15 protein-coding genes are annotated in these 16563 nt (G+C 43.6%); 7 read left to right on the top strand and 8 right to left on the bottom strand.

From position 1 onward, the window contains the following. Nucleotides 1–22 precede the first annotated feature (22 nt). Nucleotides 23–1522: a UvrD-helicase domain-containing protein gene (locus tag PSYC_RS10375; RefSeq protein WP_011281258.1), complete on the top strand. Its 1500-nt coding sequence runs from the start codon at nucleotides 23–25 to the stop codon at nucleotides 1520–1522. 120 nt (nucleotides 1523–1642) lie between these two features. Beyond that, the gene (locus tag PSYC_RS10380; protein WP_041758073.1) at nucleotides 1643–2647 is read left to right on the top strand and encodes a tRNA dihydrouridine synthase; all 1005 of its coding nucleotides are present in this window, start codon (nucleotides 1643–1645) and stop codon (nucleotides 2645–2647) included. 49 nt (nucleotides 2648–2696) lie between these two features. On the opposite strand, the gene PSYC_RS10385 is transcribed toward PSYC_RS10380, so the two are convergent. Further along, nucleotides 2697–3122: an MAPEG family protein gene (locus PSYC_RS10385; RefSeq protein ID WP_011281260.1), complete on the bottom strand. Its 426-nt coding sequence runs from the start codon at nucleotides 3120–3122 to the stop codon at nucleotides 2697–2699. Between the two features lie 14 nt (nucleotides 3123–3136). Next, nucleotides 3137–3550 carry an OsmC family protein gene (locus PSYC_RS10390; RefSeq protein WP_011281261.1) on the bottom strand — a complete coding sequence of 138 codons (414 nt, stop codon included), beginning with the start codon at nucleotides 3548–3550 and terminating at the stop codon, nucleotides 3137–3139. Between the two features lie 610 nt (nucleotides 3551–4160). Between PSYC_RS10390 and PSYC_RS10395 the strand changes: the two genes are divergently transcribed. Next, nucleotides 4161–4682, top strand: coding sequence for an RNA pyrophosphohydrolase (locus PSYC_RS10395; RefSeq protein WP_011281262.1), 522 nt, complete (start codon nucleotides 4161–4163; stop codon nucleotides 4680–4682). A gap of 96 nt (nucleotides 4683–4778) precedes the next feature. Here the strand turns inward: PSYC_RS10395 and PSYC_RS10400 are convergent, their stop codons facing one another. Beyond that, a complete protein-coding gene (locus PSYC_RS10400) occupies nucleotides 4779–5873 on the bottom strand; it encodes an NAD(P)-dependent alcohol dehydrogenase (protein ID WP_011281263.1) in 1095 nt (364 codons plus the stop codon). 219 nt (nucleotides 5874–6092) lie between these two features. After that, nucleotides 6093–6977: an NRDE family protein gene (locus PSYC_RS10405; RefSeq protein ID WP_011281264.1), complete on the bottom strand. Its 885-nt coding sequence runs from the start codon at nucleotides 6975–6977 to the stop codon at nucleotides 6093–6095. Between the two features lie 465 nt (nucleotides 6978–7442). Between PSYC_RS10405 and lgt the strand changes: the two genes are divergently transcribed. The 3 genes from lgt (at nucleotide 7443) to PSYC_RS10420 (ending at nucleotide 9912) form a co-directional block, all read left to right on the top strand. Next, nucleotides 7443–8327 (top strand): prolipoprotein diacylglyceryl transferase, encoded by an 885-nt coding sequence (gene lgt / locus PSYC_RS10410; RefSeq protein ID WP_011281265.1) that lies wholly within the window; start codon nucleotides 7443–7445, stop codon nucleotides 8325–8327. Between the two features lie 78 nt (nucleotides 8328–8405). Next, nucleotides 8406–9302 carry a thymidylate synthase gene (locus PSYC_RS10415; RefSeq protein WP_049750963.1) on the top strand — a complete coding sequence of 299 codons (897 nt, stop codon included), beginning with the start codon at nucleotides 8406–8408 and terminating at the stop codon, nucleotides 9300–9302. A 43-nt stretch (nucleotides 9303–9345) separates the two neighbouring features. Then, a complete protein-coding gene (locus PSYC_RS10420) occupies nucleotides 9346–9912 on the top strand; it encodes a dihydrofolate reductase (RefSeq protein ID WP_011281267.1) in 567 nt (188 codons plus the stop codon). Between the two features lie 464 nt (nucleotides 9913–10376). Here the strand turns inward: PSYC_RS10420 and uvrC are convergent, their stop codons facing one another. Both uvrC and PSYC_RS10430 read right to left on the bottom strand, forming a co-directional pair. Beyond that, nucleotides 10377–12221 carry an excinuclease ABC subunit UvrC gene (gene uvrC / locus PSYC_RS10425; protein WP_011281268.1) on the bottom strand — a complete coding sequence of 615 codons (1845 nt, stop codon included), beginning with the start codon at nucleotides 12219–12221 and terminating at the stop codon, nucleotides 10377–10379. Between the two features lie 159 nt (nucleotides 12222–12380). Continuing rightward, complete coding sequence (locus tag PSYC_RS10430) at nucleotides 12381–13901, bottom strand: DUF3360 family protein (RefSeq protein WP_011281269.1); 1521 nt, start codon at nucleotides 13899–13901, stop codon at nucleotides 12381–12383. A 485-nt stretch (nucleotides 13902–14386) separates the two neighbouring features. Here PSYC_RS10430 and PSYC_RS10435 point away from each other — a divergent pair, with 485 nt between their 5' ends. After that, complete coding sequence (locus tag PSYC_RS10435) at nucleotides 14387–14944, top strand: DUF4442 domain-containing protein (protein WP_011281270.1); 558 nt, start codon at nucleotides 14387–14389, stop codon at nucleotides 14942–14944. Nucleotides 14945–15212: 268 nt separating this feature from the next. On the opposite strand, the gene rplS is transcribed toward PSYC_RS10435, so the two are convergent. Beyond that, a complete protein-coding gene (rplS, locus tag PSYC_RS10440; RefSeq protein ID WP_011281271.1) occupies nucleotides 15213–15605 on the bottom strand; it encodes a 50S ribosomal protein L19 in 393 nt (130 codons plus the stop codon). Nucleotides 15606–15793: 188 nt separating this feature from the next. Beyond that, nucleotides 15794–16558, bottom strand: coding sequence for a tRNA (guanosine(37)-N1)-methyltransferase TrmD (trmD, locus tag PSYC_RS10445; protein ID WP_011281272.1), 765 nt, complete (start codon nucleotides 16556–16558; stop codon nucleotides 15794–15796). Nucleotides 16559–16563: the final 5 nt, after the last annotated feature.

A 16563-nucleotide genomic window follows, 5' to 3' on the forward strand; every position in this document is an offset into this window, starting at 1 on the left:
TAGTCTTTTAGGTAGCTTTGCTATGTCCGCATCTATGCCAGCTTATATGAGCGATCCCACTGACGAGCAGCTCAGCGCCCTCAATATGGCGATGGATCACAAGTCTTTTAAAGTGGTCGCCTATGCCGGTGCCGGTAAAACAACAACGCTAAAATTGATTGGTGAGCGTTTGCGTGGACGCGGCTTGTATCTAGCCTTTAATAAAGCCATTGCCAATGACGCCCGCGCAAAATTTCCGTCACATGTAGAGTGCCGTACCTTTCACTCACTGGCCTACCGTCATGTTGCCCGTGATATCACCGCAAAGCTGTCGTTACCTCGATTTTCACCCAAGCGTTTGGGTGATGATTTGGGTTTGCAACCAGTACAAGTACGCAGACAGATGGACGGCGTTAATAAATACATTACGCTCACGCCAGCACGATTATCACGCTTCGTCAGCGATGCTATCAGCAATTTTTGTAGTACGCATGCCAGCTATCCTGCGCCAAGGCACATACTATTTCCGAGCTGGCTCGATGGCTCAGATGCTGAACAGCTGCGCGAGATGCTCTACCCTGCTGTTGAGCAGCGTTGGCTACAATCAATTGATGCGCGCCACCCTGCTGGTATCGGTCATGATATTTATCTAAAACTTTGGGCATTATCTAAGCCAAGCATCCCAGCGGATTTTATTTTATTCGATGAAGCGCAGGATGCTGACCCGCTTATGATGGGTATTTTGACCCAGCAGCCTCGCCAAGTTATCTATGTGGGCGACGCTCATCAGCAGATTTATGAATGGCGCGGTGCGGTGAATGCAATGAAAAGACTGCCATTGCCGCAAACATTATTGACCCAGTCTTTCCGCTTTGGTGAGCCGATTGCTGAGATTGCCAACACGCTATTAAAGGCACTTCAAGAAGACGTACCGCTTAAAGGCAATCCTAACAAGCAGTCTTCTACGGATAAAGGCATGGTGCACAGTAAAAAAGACGCCATTCTTTGCCGTACGAATGCCGCGGCAATGTCACAGCTGTTAACTGGTCTAAAGCTTGGGCATAAAGTGGCACTACAAGCCGATACTGACCGCATGCTTAAATTCTGTCAAGCAGCCGAAAATTTAAAAAACGGTAAATCGGCGTACGGCGTACCCGAGCTAGCATATTTTTATAATTGGGGTGATGTACAAGAATATTCTGAGACCAATGAAGGTAGCGACCTAAAAACACTGGTGAAGCTAGTCGATGATCATGGTACCAATGTCTTAAGCCAAGCGGTCAATAGCTTATCAAGTATCGAGAATGCCGACTACGTCATCTCAACGGCGCATAAAGCCAAAGGGCTTGAGTGGGGAAAAGTGCAGTTGGACGATGATTTTTATTATGATGTGACCACCAATGCGGTAAAGATAAGCCCAGAAGAGTTGCGCTTGCTCTACGTTGCTTGCACACGTGCCCAAAGTAACTTAGACATTCATAATATTAAAGACTTAATATCAGGGTTACAGACAGGGAAAAAAGTTGTTTTTGGTAATTCTTAACCTTTTTATCAGCCACTAGACTTGTCCCACGATGCCAATTTATAACGTCTTTATATTAATAAGTAATAAGCCATGAATAACCAACAACCTGATATCTTGCCTCACTCTTTATCGCAAGCAATGCAAGAACGTCAAACGACCATAAAGCAATTATTTGCCAATCCAGTTCGTCTCCTCGCTCCTATGGAAGGTCTGACCGATCCATTAATGCGACAAATTCTGACCCAGATTGCAGCTGATTTAGGTCGTCCTTATGATTGGTCGGTGAGTGAGTTTATTCGGGTCACTCAGCATGTGTTGCCAGCCCATGTGTTTTATAAATATGTGCCCGAGCTACATCATGATGCAAAGACTGCATCCGGTACGTCGATTCATATTCAGCTACTTGGTAGTGAAGCACAATTGATGGCAGAAAATGCGGCCCATGCTTGTGAGTTAGGTGCGCCTGCGATTGATATTAACTTTGGGTGCCCTGCCAAGACCGTCAATAGTCATCGGGGTGGCTCGGTGTTGCTTGATGAGCCTGAAGTGATGTACGACATTATCAGTGCCGTACGCCAAGCCGTGCCTGCCAACATACCTGTATCAGCGAAGATTCGCTTGGGATATACCGATACCAGTCGCATGGATGATATACGCGGAGCGATTGCTGCGAGCGGTGCTGATTGGCTAACCATTCATGCACGCACGAAAACCCAAGGTTATAAACCGCCTGCTTACTGGGATAAAATTCAAGCGTTCAACAGCCTAAAGATACCGGTGATTGCTAATGGTGAGATTTGGAATAGTGAGCACGCACAAAACTGCATGGCGCAGTCAGGAACAACGCATTTAATGCTGGGACGCGGGGCTGTGACCCGTCCTGATTTGATTGCGCAGGTTGATTGTGGTTTAGATAGCGAGATGTCCAATACCCCAACCTTGTTATGGCAAGACCTGATTGCTCATCAGATTAGATTTTTGCAAGGCGCGGCAAAAAGCGATATCGTATTGGTCGGTCGTTATAAGCAGTGGCTAGCGATGCTCACCAAGGGCTATAGCGAGGCAAAGATATTATGGGATAGTATTAAAAGGGAAAAAAATAAGACAGCTATCATTAGCGCACTACAAATGAGTGGACGATAACGTTAGCTGCCTTTATCTTAGAATAAACGTCATTCTTACTCAAACACCGCTACATACTAATCCGAATCGATAAGTAAAAGAGCATGAGACAGCAGGCAATAGAAAGCCCCCAAAGAATGGAGCGAAACATGGCTAAATTGGTAATATAGGCGACGCAAAAACCGATGCGAATGAGCACGTATAGCCAAGCCAATGTATTCACAATCATCTGTGGCACAAAAAACAGCATCGCTGCCAAGACTGCGGCTAAGAATACTGGCAAAGTCTCATAACTATTCTGCTGCGCGGCATTAGCACGTGCCGCAGCGCCTGTCGTGCCTTGTAAAAACTCTCGCGGATGGGCATTATCAGCCAAATTAAAACCGCCGAGCATTTTTGCAGTCAATGCCATTGTTAATGGCAACAGACTTGCTACCACCATTGCCCAAATGGCTGATGCTGCGGTATCAGAGACCAATCCTAAGAATAAATTCATCAATATACTCGCCTTTATCCTGCGATAACTTCAAAGTCATGCGTCACATTGACTCCGCCTTGTACCAGCATTCGGCTGGCTGAGCAGTATTTTTCTGCGGATAATTTGATGGCTTTTTCTACTTGGCTGTCTTTGACATCTTGTCCCGTCACCACAAAATGCATATGGATATCAGTATAGACAGCCGGTACGGTTTCAGCACGTTGAGCAGTCAATTCACAACGTACGTCAGTCACTTCTTGACGTGATTTCTGTAGAATTGCCACTACATCATAGCTGGCACAACCACCCAATCCCAATAAGATAAGCTCCATAGGGCTTGCGCCTTTTTCTTTATCGGCATCGATTTGCACATTGTGACCTGATGGCGATACACCCATAAAAGCTTTGTTTTCTTGCCATGTAACGCTTGCTTTAGATTCTGACATGTTTGATGACCCTTGTTTTATTTGATAATAAATTTTTATTGATGCAATATCTGAGAGTATTTTGATCAATCTGATATTTTATTGTTGATTTAGATAAGCAGAATATGACTAGTGTAGCATAAGCTAAAACGAGATTTTATGAATCAAAAACTTGTGTCATTGCTTGGATTACCAAGTTATAGTTGAAATACTTTAAAGTCGCTACAGTACTACTGGTGTAAATTTTTTGCAGCCTCTGTCTGCGTAGGCACAGCAAGCAAGAAAAATTTGCACCAGTAGTACGTGTTGTATCGATATTACTTTTCACCGACTATAGTGCTAAAAGTCATTACCCCCTAAAGCATCAGCATTGATAACGATACAGCCTTGCTGGAAACATACAAAAGTCTGCTTAAAAAGACCTATATAACCTCTTGATCTTAAATCATTAAAGCTGTGAAACATTTTATAGCAAAATACTGTTACACATTTTGCTTGTTTCTTGGTTTAATAACGGTAATGAATCTTATTTTGTCAAAGTATCGATAACAGTTACCCTATAATAATTACGATTGCTGTTACTGTACATTGTTGAAATAAGCTATTTTTGAACATTTTAAAAGGTTAAGTCATGATAGATGCAGACGGCTTTCGTGCCAATGTCGGCATCATCTTGGCAAATACACAAGGGCAAGTCCTGTGGGCAAAACGTATTGGTCACAACGCTTGGCAGTTCCCTCAAGGCGGTATCGACCGTGGGGAGACGCCGATGGATGCGATGTATCGCGAGCTCTGGGAAGAGGTCGGTCTACATCCACGCCATGTCGATCTGTTGGCGGTCACGCAAGATTGGTTGCGCTATCGTCTGCCAAAACGCTACGTGCGTCATGGGCAGTACCCTTTGTGTATTGGGCAAAAACAAAAATGGTTTTTGCTACGCTTAGATGAGCCGAATACTCAACATATCCGCTTTGATGAGGGGAAAGCAGAGTTTGATAACTGGCAATGGGTCAGCTACTGGTATCCACTTGGACAAGTGATTCACTTTAAACGCGGAGTATATCGTCGCGCCTTGCAAGAATTGGTACCTGAACTACCGCTCCAACAAGGACTTATTATTCCAGAACAAAACAATCATTTGCTCCAATTCTGATTTTTAAAACACGCGGATGCTTTTATTTTCTAGCATACAATACGAGAAAGCCTGTATCACTGGATACAGGCTTTCTCGTATTGACGATTGCTAAAATTATGGCTTAATAGCAATTTTCAATACGCCATCACGCTGATGCATAAATAAGTCATAGGCTTCTACAATGTCGTCTAGGGCGTAAGTATGAGTCACCATTTCAGAGAAATCGACACGACCTGATTCTACTACATTCAGGAGACGACGCATACGCTCTTTACCCCCTGGACACAAGGCTGTGCGGATAGTGTGGTCACCAAGACCAGAAGCAAAGTATGCCATCGGGATTTTTAAGTCTGCGGAGTAAACGCCGAGGCTTGATAAGGTACCGCCTGGCTTTAATACCTTAATCCCTTGCTCAAACGTGGATTGTAAGCCCAGTGCTTCAATACTGCTATCAACACCACGGCCACCAGTGATTTTCATAATCTCGTCAACAACATCAACTTCTTTAAAGTTGAGGGTAATATCTGCCCCCAGTTTTTTAGACATGGCTAAGCGCTCATTGTTACCATCAATGGCGATGATGGTCGAGGCGCCTCTCAGTTTTGCGCCAGCGGTCGCGCACAAGCCGATTGGCCCTTGCGCGAATATAGCAACGATATCGCCAATTTTGATATTGGCGTTTTCTGCGCCCTTAAAGCCAGTTGACATGATGTCTGGACACATCAGTACCTGCTCATCGGTCAGACCATCAGGTACAGGCGCTAAGTTAGCCTGCGCATCGGGCACTAAAACGTATTCTGCTTGTGTGCCATCAATGATGTTGCCAAAGCGCCAACCGCCAGTTGCTTTATAGCCGTGGCAAGCACACGTGCCATCTGGCTGAATGTAACCGCCATCTTGTGAAGGGAATCCATCTTGGCTGGCATAAGAGGTAAAACTTGGGCAAATTGCACCAGCGATGACGCGCTGACCTTCTTGATAACCCATTACCGCACTACCGAGCTTTTCGATAATACCGACTGGCTCATGACCAATGGTTAGTCCTTTGGCAACAGGATACTCACCCTTAAAAATATGAATATCTGTACCACAAATAGTGGTTGTGGTGATCTTTATTAGTGCATCATTTGGACCCACATCGGGGATTTTTTTCTCAGCAACTTCAATTTTACCTGGCTCAATAAATATTAGTGACTTCATCATACTCATGTCATACTCCTTGTTTTAACACTTATTTAGTCCGTACTGGTTATCAATCATTACGTTAGAGATTAGTAGCAAATTTTAGCAATCTACTCATTTAGTCTATGCTATAAAAATGGCAATTTAAAGTAAAAATCCACAATTTTTTTAAGGAATTTACGCTTACCTGTTGTTTTAATGTTAAATTAAAATTGAGTGTCACTAAAAGTAAATGAAATTTTTTATTTACTGGTTACTGATGTGATGTCGATATGCCCGACTGTTTAGTCGAGCCGTATAATTGGCTTGCGAGCTGGTAGACTGCGCATCATGACTTACCGTTAAAATACTTTGAGTACGTGTGCCGTAAATTGGCATCGTCACCTTAAGCCCTGTTAAAGCCACAGGCTCAATATAAATAGCGGATAATGCATGCTCAAGGTCAATATCGACTCCGGTATCGGGCAGCTCATCTGTTGGCGCTGGAGTAGTATCAGACAGTACAGCAAAGGCCGCGTCTTGCCAATACTCAGGTATCCCGTCCTCGCTAATCAGTGGCAGCACTTCTTGACGAAATCTGGCACGTAATCGCTCTGTTTTAAACCAAGCCTCTTCCGGCTGTCCATTAGAGAATACGTGTAGCCCTGCATATAGTGGCGTGGGCGCATGACCGCGATTATTGACGATTACGGCCTGCTTGGCATCACCAACAATCAAATTAAAGCCAGCATAATCTTGTAGGTTAATTTGCCGTGCAAACGCTATTGGACTCAGGGTGCTGGTCAAAAAATCAGTCACTAGCACCCCCCGTGAGCGCTCATTCGTACTTGCCTGCACACCATCGCGAAAATTCAGTACTGCCGCCCAGCGTCCATTTTGGTGATAGCATTCATGTTGGCTATTGTTTGCGTTATCATTTTGACTGTCAGTCGTTTGTCGCGATGGAGACATCGGTTGCTGATGAATACCCAACCATGTGCCGCCGCCTTGACTGTCGCGCCCGGCATAAATGGGTTTATCAAGCCACTGATGTAATGCTTCGGTTGGACGCTGCAAAAACTCATCGCGATTAGACAATAGTACCAGTGGCAACTCATCAAACAATTGCCAAGCGATGGCGACAATACACATAACATTTCCTAAATTATAATTATGTCAATGACGGTTATTTCAATGACGGTTATAGTTGAAATACTTTGAAGTCGCTACCGTATTGCTGGTGTAAATTTTTTGCAGCCTCTGTCTGCGTAGGCACAGCAAGCAAGAAAAATTTGCACCAGCAGTACGTGTTGTATCGATATTACTTGTCACCGACTATAGTTAAGTTATTACCCATTATTTAAGCCTTAACTATAGCATAGCTTTATGCTGCCTTATCCGCTCTCTATCCACACTGAATCAATACTGATTGGTTAAACTTATCAGTCAGACATGGCTTATTATTTATATGAATTTTTGCTATGATACACGGAGAAAATATGTGTATTTTGCGCTCCGATTTATTTATTAACTTGCTGATTCATAGTGATTAATAGTATTATTTTTTATCCCGATTACCTCACACTGCACGCGTGCACGCGTCAATAAGTAACTATTATGATGATTCATCCTCAGTATGATCCTGTAGCATTAGCACTTGGACCTATCGAAATCCATTGGTATGGGCTGATGTATTTGCTGGCATTTGCTACCGCTTACGGTCTGGCTTGGTATCGTAGCAGTAAACGCGACAATTGGACCACCGATATGGTGTCTGATTTGGTATTTTATGGTGCGCTTGGTGTGATCTTAGGCGGTCGTATTGGCTATGTGCTGTTTTATCAGTTCGGTGAGCTGGTACAAAACCCTGCTTATCTATTAAAAGTTTGGGAAGGCGGCATGTCTTTCCACGGCGGTTTTATCGGTGTCATGTTGGGCATGTGGTTCTTTGCTCGTAAATATAAGAAAACTGCCTTCCAAGTATTCGATTTTATCGTGCCTTGTGTACCAACAGGCTTACTGTTTGGTCGCATCGGCAACTATATTAATGGCGAGCTATGGGGGCGCGTATCAGACGGTGGCTATAACTGGCTGACCTACTTTCCGCAAGCTGCTGCCTTTGATATGGAGCAATTACAGAGTAATCCACAATTGCAAGAGTTGATAATTGAGGTTAATGGTCAATATGTGTTGCCTCGTCACCCATCTCAGCTATACGAAGCTTTTGCTGAAGGTCTGCTGCTATTTATCTTCTTATGGTGGTATTCATCAAAACCACGTCCACGTATGGCCGCCTCTGCTGTATTCTTGCTAGGTTACGGCATCAGCCGCTTCATCATCGAATTCTTCCGCCAGCCCGATGTTGACCAAGGATTCATTTTATTAGGCTGGATGACCAAAGGGCAGCTATTGAGCGCACCAATGATCATTGCTGGCTTAATCATGCTGATTTATGCTTACAAACGCGGTATCTATGATTGGGGTAAGCAGGCGGCTTATTAAGCCTTATTTTTAGCAAATAGCTGTTAAACATTATATTGATGATGCGTTTTAAAGTGCGTGAAGAGTAATTTTATGACCATGAGCAATTCTATTATTAAAAATGACCCTAGTAAAAATAAGCCGATTAAAAACGAGCAAGCCTATTTAGACCTGTTACGTCTTGTCCTAAGTGAAGGCACTGAAAAAGGTGACCGCACTGGAACCGGTACGGTCAGTCATTTTGGCGCGCAGCTACGTTTTGACCTAGCCGATGGTTTTCCTTTATTAACCACCAAAAAAGTCCACTTTAAATCCATCATCTATGAACTATTATGGTTTTTAAGTGGTAGTACCCACGTTGATTATCTACAACAAAACGGTGTGCGCATCTGGAACGAATGGGCAACCGCAGAGCAGACCGCACGCTTTAAGCGTCTTGCTGGCGACTTAGGTCCTATTTATGGTCACCAATGGCGTAATTATGGTGCCACTAAAGTTGAGGACGGCAGCTATGATAACGATGGCTTCGATCAAATCAGTCAAGTTATCGAGCAAATAAAGACCAATCCCAATTCACGACGTTTAATTGTGTCTGGTTGGAATCCCGGTGAAGCAGAGCAAGTTGCTTTGCCACCTTGTCATACGATGTTTCAGTTTTTTGTCGCGGACAACAAACTGTCGTGCCAACTTTATCAGCGCTCAGCGGATTTATTCCTAGGTGTGCCGTTTAATATCGCGAGCTACGCGCTCTTGACCCATATGGTAGCGCAAGTTTGCGACTTAGAAGTCGGTGAATTTATTTGGACCGGTGGCGATTGCCATATTTATCAAAACCATCGCGAGCAAGTTGAATTACAGCTAACGCGTGAGCTTTATACGCTGCCAACCTTGACTCTTAACCCTGATGTGCAAGATATTTTTGCTTTTAACTACGACGATATCAGCGTCAATGGCTATGAGTCACATCCAGCGATTAAAGCACAAGTTGCAGTATAGCGTCTGTTTCAAACCTTATTTAAAAATTAGCAAAGGATAATTTATGAGCTATGCCAACACCGAAGTTGCCCAAATCGTGGCTATCAGTAGCAACCGCTGTATCGGTAAAGATAATGAGCTACCGTGGCATATCTCAGCAGACTTGCAGCATTTCAAAAGCATGACAACCAAACCAAATGATGGCGCGATTCAAGGCATCGTCATTATGGGTCGCAAGACTTTTGAATCGATGGGTAGCAAGCCGCTGCCAAAACGTGTGAGCTTTATCATTAGTACTCAGGTAGATTATGCTGAGCAAAAAGGCTTAGTAGGTAGTGAAAAAGCCTATGTCATGCATAATTTAGACGACGCCCTGACTCAAGCAGCAAGCCTTGCGCATGGTGCACATCTTGATACGATTTGGGTGATTGGCGGTGAGCGCGTCTTTAGCGACGCTTTAATGTATACCGACCGCATTGAACTGACCCATGTAGACACTGAAATTACTGATGGCGATGCGTTTTATCCTGAGCTACCAAGCGAATTTGAAATCGCTGAAGAATCTGAGCAGATGCATGATGACAAAAGTGCATTAGATTTTAGATTTGTAACTTATAAAGTAGAAGCCTAACGTCGTTTAGTCTTCTATTCAACTTTAATAAGATATAACTTAAGAGGAGAAGCCAAATATGGAAAATTAAAAAAGCTCAGCAAGATTAATTGCTGAGCTCAAAAAACTTTTAGATAAGACAACTATGGAGCTAGACTCCATTGTTAGCTGAAGCATAAAGTTTATTTACCTTGGGAGGGTTCATATATTTTATAGCAAATGCTAATAAACGTCTACGTCTCCATTGTTGCGATATTTTCATCATAACTATGGAGGTCATTATGACTATTCAATGCGGTTACCCTAAAGCTGTGCACGTCCGTTGGTACTGGAGATATAGATTTAATCGTTGGGAACACGTTTGCGAGCATTGCCGCAGTTATCCAAATCAACAGTTGAGTTTTGATTTTTAATAATTAAAATTTTCTAATACTAAAAAGACAACAGCCTAATGGTTGTTGTCTTTTTTTATGTTAAAAATCAAGCTACTCGTGCAATACTTTGTAAACAGTTTTAGCTAAAATTGGACCAATCCCCTGCACGCCTGCTAGCTCTTGCTGCGATGCTCCGAGCAATTGCTGTAGTCCACCAAAGTGATTGAGCAAATCACGGCGGCGCTTTTCACCCAATCCTGGTATGACCTCTAGCACTGACGATGAACGACGCTTATCGCGTTTCTTACGGTGCGCTGTGATGGCAAAACGATGGGCTTCATCGCGAATGTGCATCAATAAATGCAGCGCCTTGCTATCCATAGGCAAATCAAGCGGCTCGTGATCAATAAAATGCAGTACTTCAAGCCCAGCCTTACGCCCTTCACCTTTTGCCACACCAATAAGCAAAGTATCACCAAGCATACCCAACTCGGTCAATACTTCTTTGGCGATTCCAAGCTGACCTTTACCGCCATCGATAAGCAGCAAATCAGGCAGTGGTTGCTTTTTATAACGGCGTGTCAGCACTTGTTTCATCGCGGCATAGTCATCGCCACCGACAATGTCATGAATCGCATATTGACGATAATCACGGCGGCGAGAGCCACTTTGGTCAAAGACCACACAACCACCAATCGTTGCCTCGCCCATGGTATGCGAGATATCAAAACACTCAATACGATCAATGGTACGATCAGTGATATCAGCTAAGACATCCTTGAGTGCCCCAAATCGTGCATGCAGCTCTAAATAATCGCCAAGCTTGGTTTTTAGGGCATTATTGGTATTGAGCTTAGCCAAATCCAACCATTCGGCACGGTGCTCACGTACGTTGGTTTTGATGACGACTTTACTGCCAAAATGACTCGCCAGTGCCTCACTAACCGCAACCTGATCCGGTAATTCATGACTCAACATGATTTCCGCTGGCAAGTCATCCGTCACCTGAAAGTAAAACGAGGTAATAAAAGCGGATAAATTATCAGCCAGCGGCTGGCTACTATCGACATCAGGAAAATAGTTTTTACCACCTAGCACACGGCCGCCACGTACGGTCAACACATTGACGCAAGTCATCCCTACTTGACTGGCAATGGCGATCACATCCGCCTCGCCCTGCACCGTATAGACGGCTTGCTTGGCTTGTACTTCGCGCAGCATAGACAACTGATCACGATAAAACACGGCTTTTTCAAAGTCTAACTCTTCAGCAGAAGCTTCCATTTTTTCAATCAGCGCGCTATGAATATCGCTAGAGTCCCCCTTCAGGAAGCGAATGGTATTATTGACGTCCTCGCTATACTCCTCGGCTGACACTAAGCCTACACAAGGCGCACGGCAGCGTTTAATCTGATATTCAAGACAAGGGCGCTTACGTTGCTTAAAAAACGTATTGGTACATTGGCGCATTTGAAACATCTTTTGCATCAGCACCAGCGTCTCTTTTGCTGCATGAGCAGAGGGAAAAGGACCGAAAAAGCACCCCTTTTGATGATTGACTTTACCGCGACCATAAGCCAATCTTGGATAAGGCTGATCCGCTGAAATAAACACATAAAGATAGGACTTATCATCGCGCAATAGTACGTTATAAGGCGGTCGATATTCTTTAATCAGATTTTGCTCAAGCAGCAGCGCTTCGGTTTCACTACGGGTAATAATGGTTTCAATATTATGGATCCGTGCGACCAGTGCACGCGTCTTCGGATGGTCAATCGTCTTAGCAAAGTAGCTATTGACGCGACTTTTTAGCGATTTTGCTTTGCCGACATACAGAATATCGCCATTTTTACCCAGCATTTTATAGACCCCTGGCAAGTTTGGCAGGCGCTGGATGAGATGCTTTAGACGGGCTTTTTTATCGTCGACAGGACTCAATACGGAGACATTGACCATAGAATTTAGTGCTCTCAAGATACTGATATACAGATATTTATGGGGCGATAGTACGCGTTTTACAAGAATCGTTATCAGCTTAGCAATAACCATAAAAAAAGCCAGCTCCGAGGCTGACTTTTTTGTAGAAACGACTTTTTTATAGAAATAATAACGCTACTAGTGACGGAAATTTGGCAGTAACGCTGGAATACCAGGCAACATACCGACAATTGCCATCACACCGGTTAATATTACAAAAGTAATCACCGGAATAATCCAACGGCTCATTTTAGTCAAATTGGCACTACGTTCTTTAGAGCCAATCAAGCCCAAGTTATCAAGCAATAACGTGAGCGACCAACCAAAAGCTGGGTTAACCAATGCAGAAGCAAACACCACAATAGCAGCAGACTGCGTAGTTTTACCTTCGCGGGTCATCTCCATGCCAGCCTCTAATAGTGGGATAAACACACCCACAATCAATGCCACGCACATCACTGGTTGCCAAATGGCCAAATCCATCGGATAGCCCCAAACACCTGCGATGATACAGAATAGAGCCGTCAATAAAGCACCTGCAGGAATCGGACGCTTAGCAATCGCTGCTGGTACAATATAAGTACCCCATGATGAAGCAAAGTTTGCCCCGCCAAGCACAGAACCTACAACCTGACGAAACGAGGCACTGGTCATCGTATCATCAATATCCATCAGCACACGTTCAGTACGTTTAGGGTAGCTGATTTTCTGGAAGACCTGATGACCCAAAAAGTCTGGTGACCACATAGCAACCGCCAAAATAGCAAACGGCAGTACTACGATAAAGCTTTCAACCGTTGGTAACCCTAGCATCCAACCGGTGTTCTCACCCCACCAATACATCGGGTTCATATGCGGTAGACCTGGTGCAGTTTTAAACGCAAAAGGTGCGCCTAATGCAAATGCGAGACCGCCACCTAAAAAACAGCTAAGCGGAACCGCAAGCCAGCGTTTTTGCCAGTGTTCAAGTAATGCATATAGCAGGATAGTCGCCAGAATAATAAAGAAAGCAATGTGCGACATGCCAATCCCTTCTGCCCAAGCAAAGAGGTTCTTGACCTGTGAAGTGGTACCGATAAAGCCCAAGTAAATCAAAAGACCACCGCACACACCTTTACTGGTTAAATTGGCAAGCAAGCTACCCCCTTTACTAATAGCAAGCAATAGACCAAAAGCACCAATAAGTAGGCCAAAAGCCATTGGATGCCCACCTGCAGCAACCACAATGGGAATCAGTGGAATAAGTGGCCCGTGAGTACCAGCAAGATTGGCTGTTGGTAGCAAGAATCCTGAAAACAAGATAATGAAGAACGAAACAATCAACAGCTCATAACGCACGTTTTCTAAAACAAACGCATCACCCAAACCAAGCGGCCCTGCAAAAGTCGCGGCAATAGCGCCGACCATCACCACTTTACCAATGGTTGCTGCCATCGCTGGAATAGTATCTTCATATTCAAAACGATAATCACGGAACGGCAAATTAGGACGCCAGCGCTTGGGCTGCATGATTTGTAGTTCACGATTGAGGTATGCATCACGGTTTTTAAAACTTGAATAAGGCTTATGTAATTCTATATAACTACCTTGAACATCATTATCAGAGGGGATTGGCTGCTGCGGATTGGCATCTAAAGGGGGAAGCTGCGTGTTACTCATCACATGTCCTTGGGTCGACCGACGTTTTAGTGACTGCTTATTCATTTACGAATCTTGCGATAAACGTTAAGCCACTGAAGAAAAAATGCGGTCATTGTATATCATAAGACTTTGGAACGCGAATTTATAACAATTCGAATATACTATAACTATAGCAATCATTAATAACGTAAAGTTTTCTTTTAAAATAAATACAAACTTATTAAGTGCTCAGTTGCCAACAAGATAGCAGATTGTAATCATTATCATCGCTCTTCTAATCAGTGATAATGCGTTATCATCCCTCTTCTAATCAGTGATAATGCGTTATCATCACATAAGCGATCGATAATCACGCATGGATAAAAACGAAGCGCTAATATTTGAATGAAGTTACGCTTTAGCTCTGGCGCCTTCATGAGTTTTTCACTATGATAAATACCTTTTTACCCATAACAATTGAATAATAGCAGTCTAAAAATCAAGAAGTACCCTAGGATGAGTTTATGAGTTTACTACCCAAAAATCTTGAGACGCTAAAACGTAACGCTAAAAAAAATATTATGCCATTGCTCACGCCTTATCTGCTTAAGCTGCGTATCAACACTTATGCACCCTATATCGGTGCCGGTATCAAAATTGAGCACATCAATCTTGACCAAGGCCTATGCGTAGTGAGCATGGGGCTAAATAGCCTGAATAAGAATATTGTAGGGACACAATTTGGCGGCAGCTTATATTCAATGGTTGATCCATTTTATATGCTCATGCTCATGCACCAGCTGGGTAGCAGTTATGTCGTTTGGGATAAAAGCTCACATATTGAATTTATCGCGCCGGGCAATAGCAAAGTCACTGCCCGAATGAAAATACCTAGCAATGAAGTCAAGATCATTCAAAAATTAGCAAAAGAGGGTGAACCCGTATTTCGTGAATACCAAGTAGATATCGTCGACGATCAGCAAAAGACCATCGCTATCGTCACAAAAACGCTATATATACGCTTGCGTAAGTACAGCAAATCTAAAGACCAAAACAGCCGTATTGAAAATTTTGAGGATTAAAGGCAACGTTTAAAGCTGTCATTTAAATTTGTGATTTAAAACGTGTTTTATTTAAAGAATATGAATTAAAGCGACAGAAACAAAAACCCCAATCTGGCATTCGCACAGATTGGGGTTTTGTCTTTTTTGGTATGACCCGCTTATTTATATGATAAACCTATGAATAAGGGCTTGTATCTAGCTTTTCTTTATTACAGAATCGCATAATAGCGGTTCGGCAATAAATTAATCTTAAGCACAATACTTAAAACCAGATACTGGATATAATCTAAGCGTCAGCTTTTGGCTTAACAACTTTAGGTGCACGCGGAGCAAGCTTCTCGCGGATACGTGCTGATTTACCAGAGCGCTCACGTAAGTAGTATAGTTTCGCACGGCGAACTGCACCACGGCGTTTCACTTCGATGCTGTCGATGATTGGTGAATGCAATTGGAATGCACGCTCAACGCCAACACCGCTTGAAATTTTACGTACGGTAAACGCTGAGTTTAAACCGCGGTTACGCTTAGCAATTACAACGCCTTCAAAAGCCTGTAAACGCTCACGCTCACCTTCACGTACTTTTACTTGAACCACAACGGTATCGCCGGGTGCAAAGCTTGGGCGCTCAATCAATTGAGCATTTTCGATGACCTGAACCAATGGATGCTTATTGCTCATGAGAGTTATCTCCTCACATTAGATAATAGAGGCTTGACGCATATCACCTGTTTGTAATAATGGATCGTATCTTTTTAATGAGACACAACGTAAGTGGGTTATGACAAACGGCCATTATGCTATGACTCGTTTTATTGTTGCGCAAAATTTTATTACTTAACTGTTTATCTCTTTAGCCGCTATCAACGCTATTTCTTATCTGCTTTTGCCAATGCTTTTAGCCATTTTGCTTGCTCTACCGTCGGCATAAACGCTTGCCATAAGTCAGGACGCCGCGTTTGCGTACGTTCGACTTGCTGACGAAAGCGCCACTGAGCGATATTGGCATGATGACCTGAAAGTAATACTTCAGGGACTGCCATACCAGCAAACTCATGCGGCTTAGTATAGTGTGGACAATCGAGCAAGCCATCGACAAACGAGTCTTGCTCAGCTGACTTGTCATCGCCCATAATGTTCGGCAAACGACGTATCACACTATCCATCAGCACCATTGCAGGTAGCTCACCACCGGTAAGCACGTAATCACCAAGTGATATTTCCATGTCGACATACTGCGACAGTAAGCGCTCATCAATGCCTTCGTAACGACCACATAATATAATCATGCCGTCATACTCAGTCATATCGACCACACTACTCTCACTAAGCGTCTGTCCTTGTGGTGACATATAAATCACCGGACAGTGCGCTTTGTCGACACGGCAGCCATACTGACTCGCTCTCAGGCGCGCATCCTCGATAGCTTGTGATAATGGCTCAGCCATCATCACCATGCCAGGACCGCCACCATACGGGCGTTCATCAATACGGCGATAATTATCACTGGTATAATCACGCGGGTTAATGCATTCAATCGTTACTTGCTTCTGAGCGACTGCTCGACCTGTGATTCCAAACTCACGAATCGTGGCAAACATCTCAGGAAAAATACTAATAACGGCAAAATACATCGGAT

The organism is Psychrobacter arcticus 273-4, assembly GCF_000012305.1.
Taxonomy (GTDB): Bacteria; Pseudomonadota; Gammaproteobacteria; order Pseudomonadales; family Moraxellaceae; genus Psychrobacter; species Psychrobacter arcticus.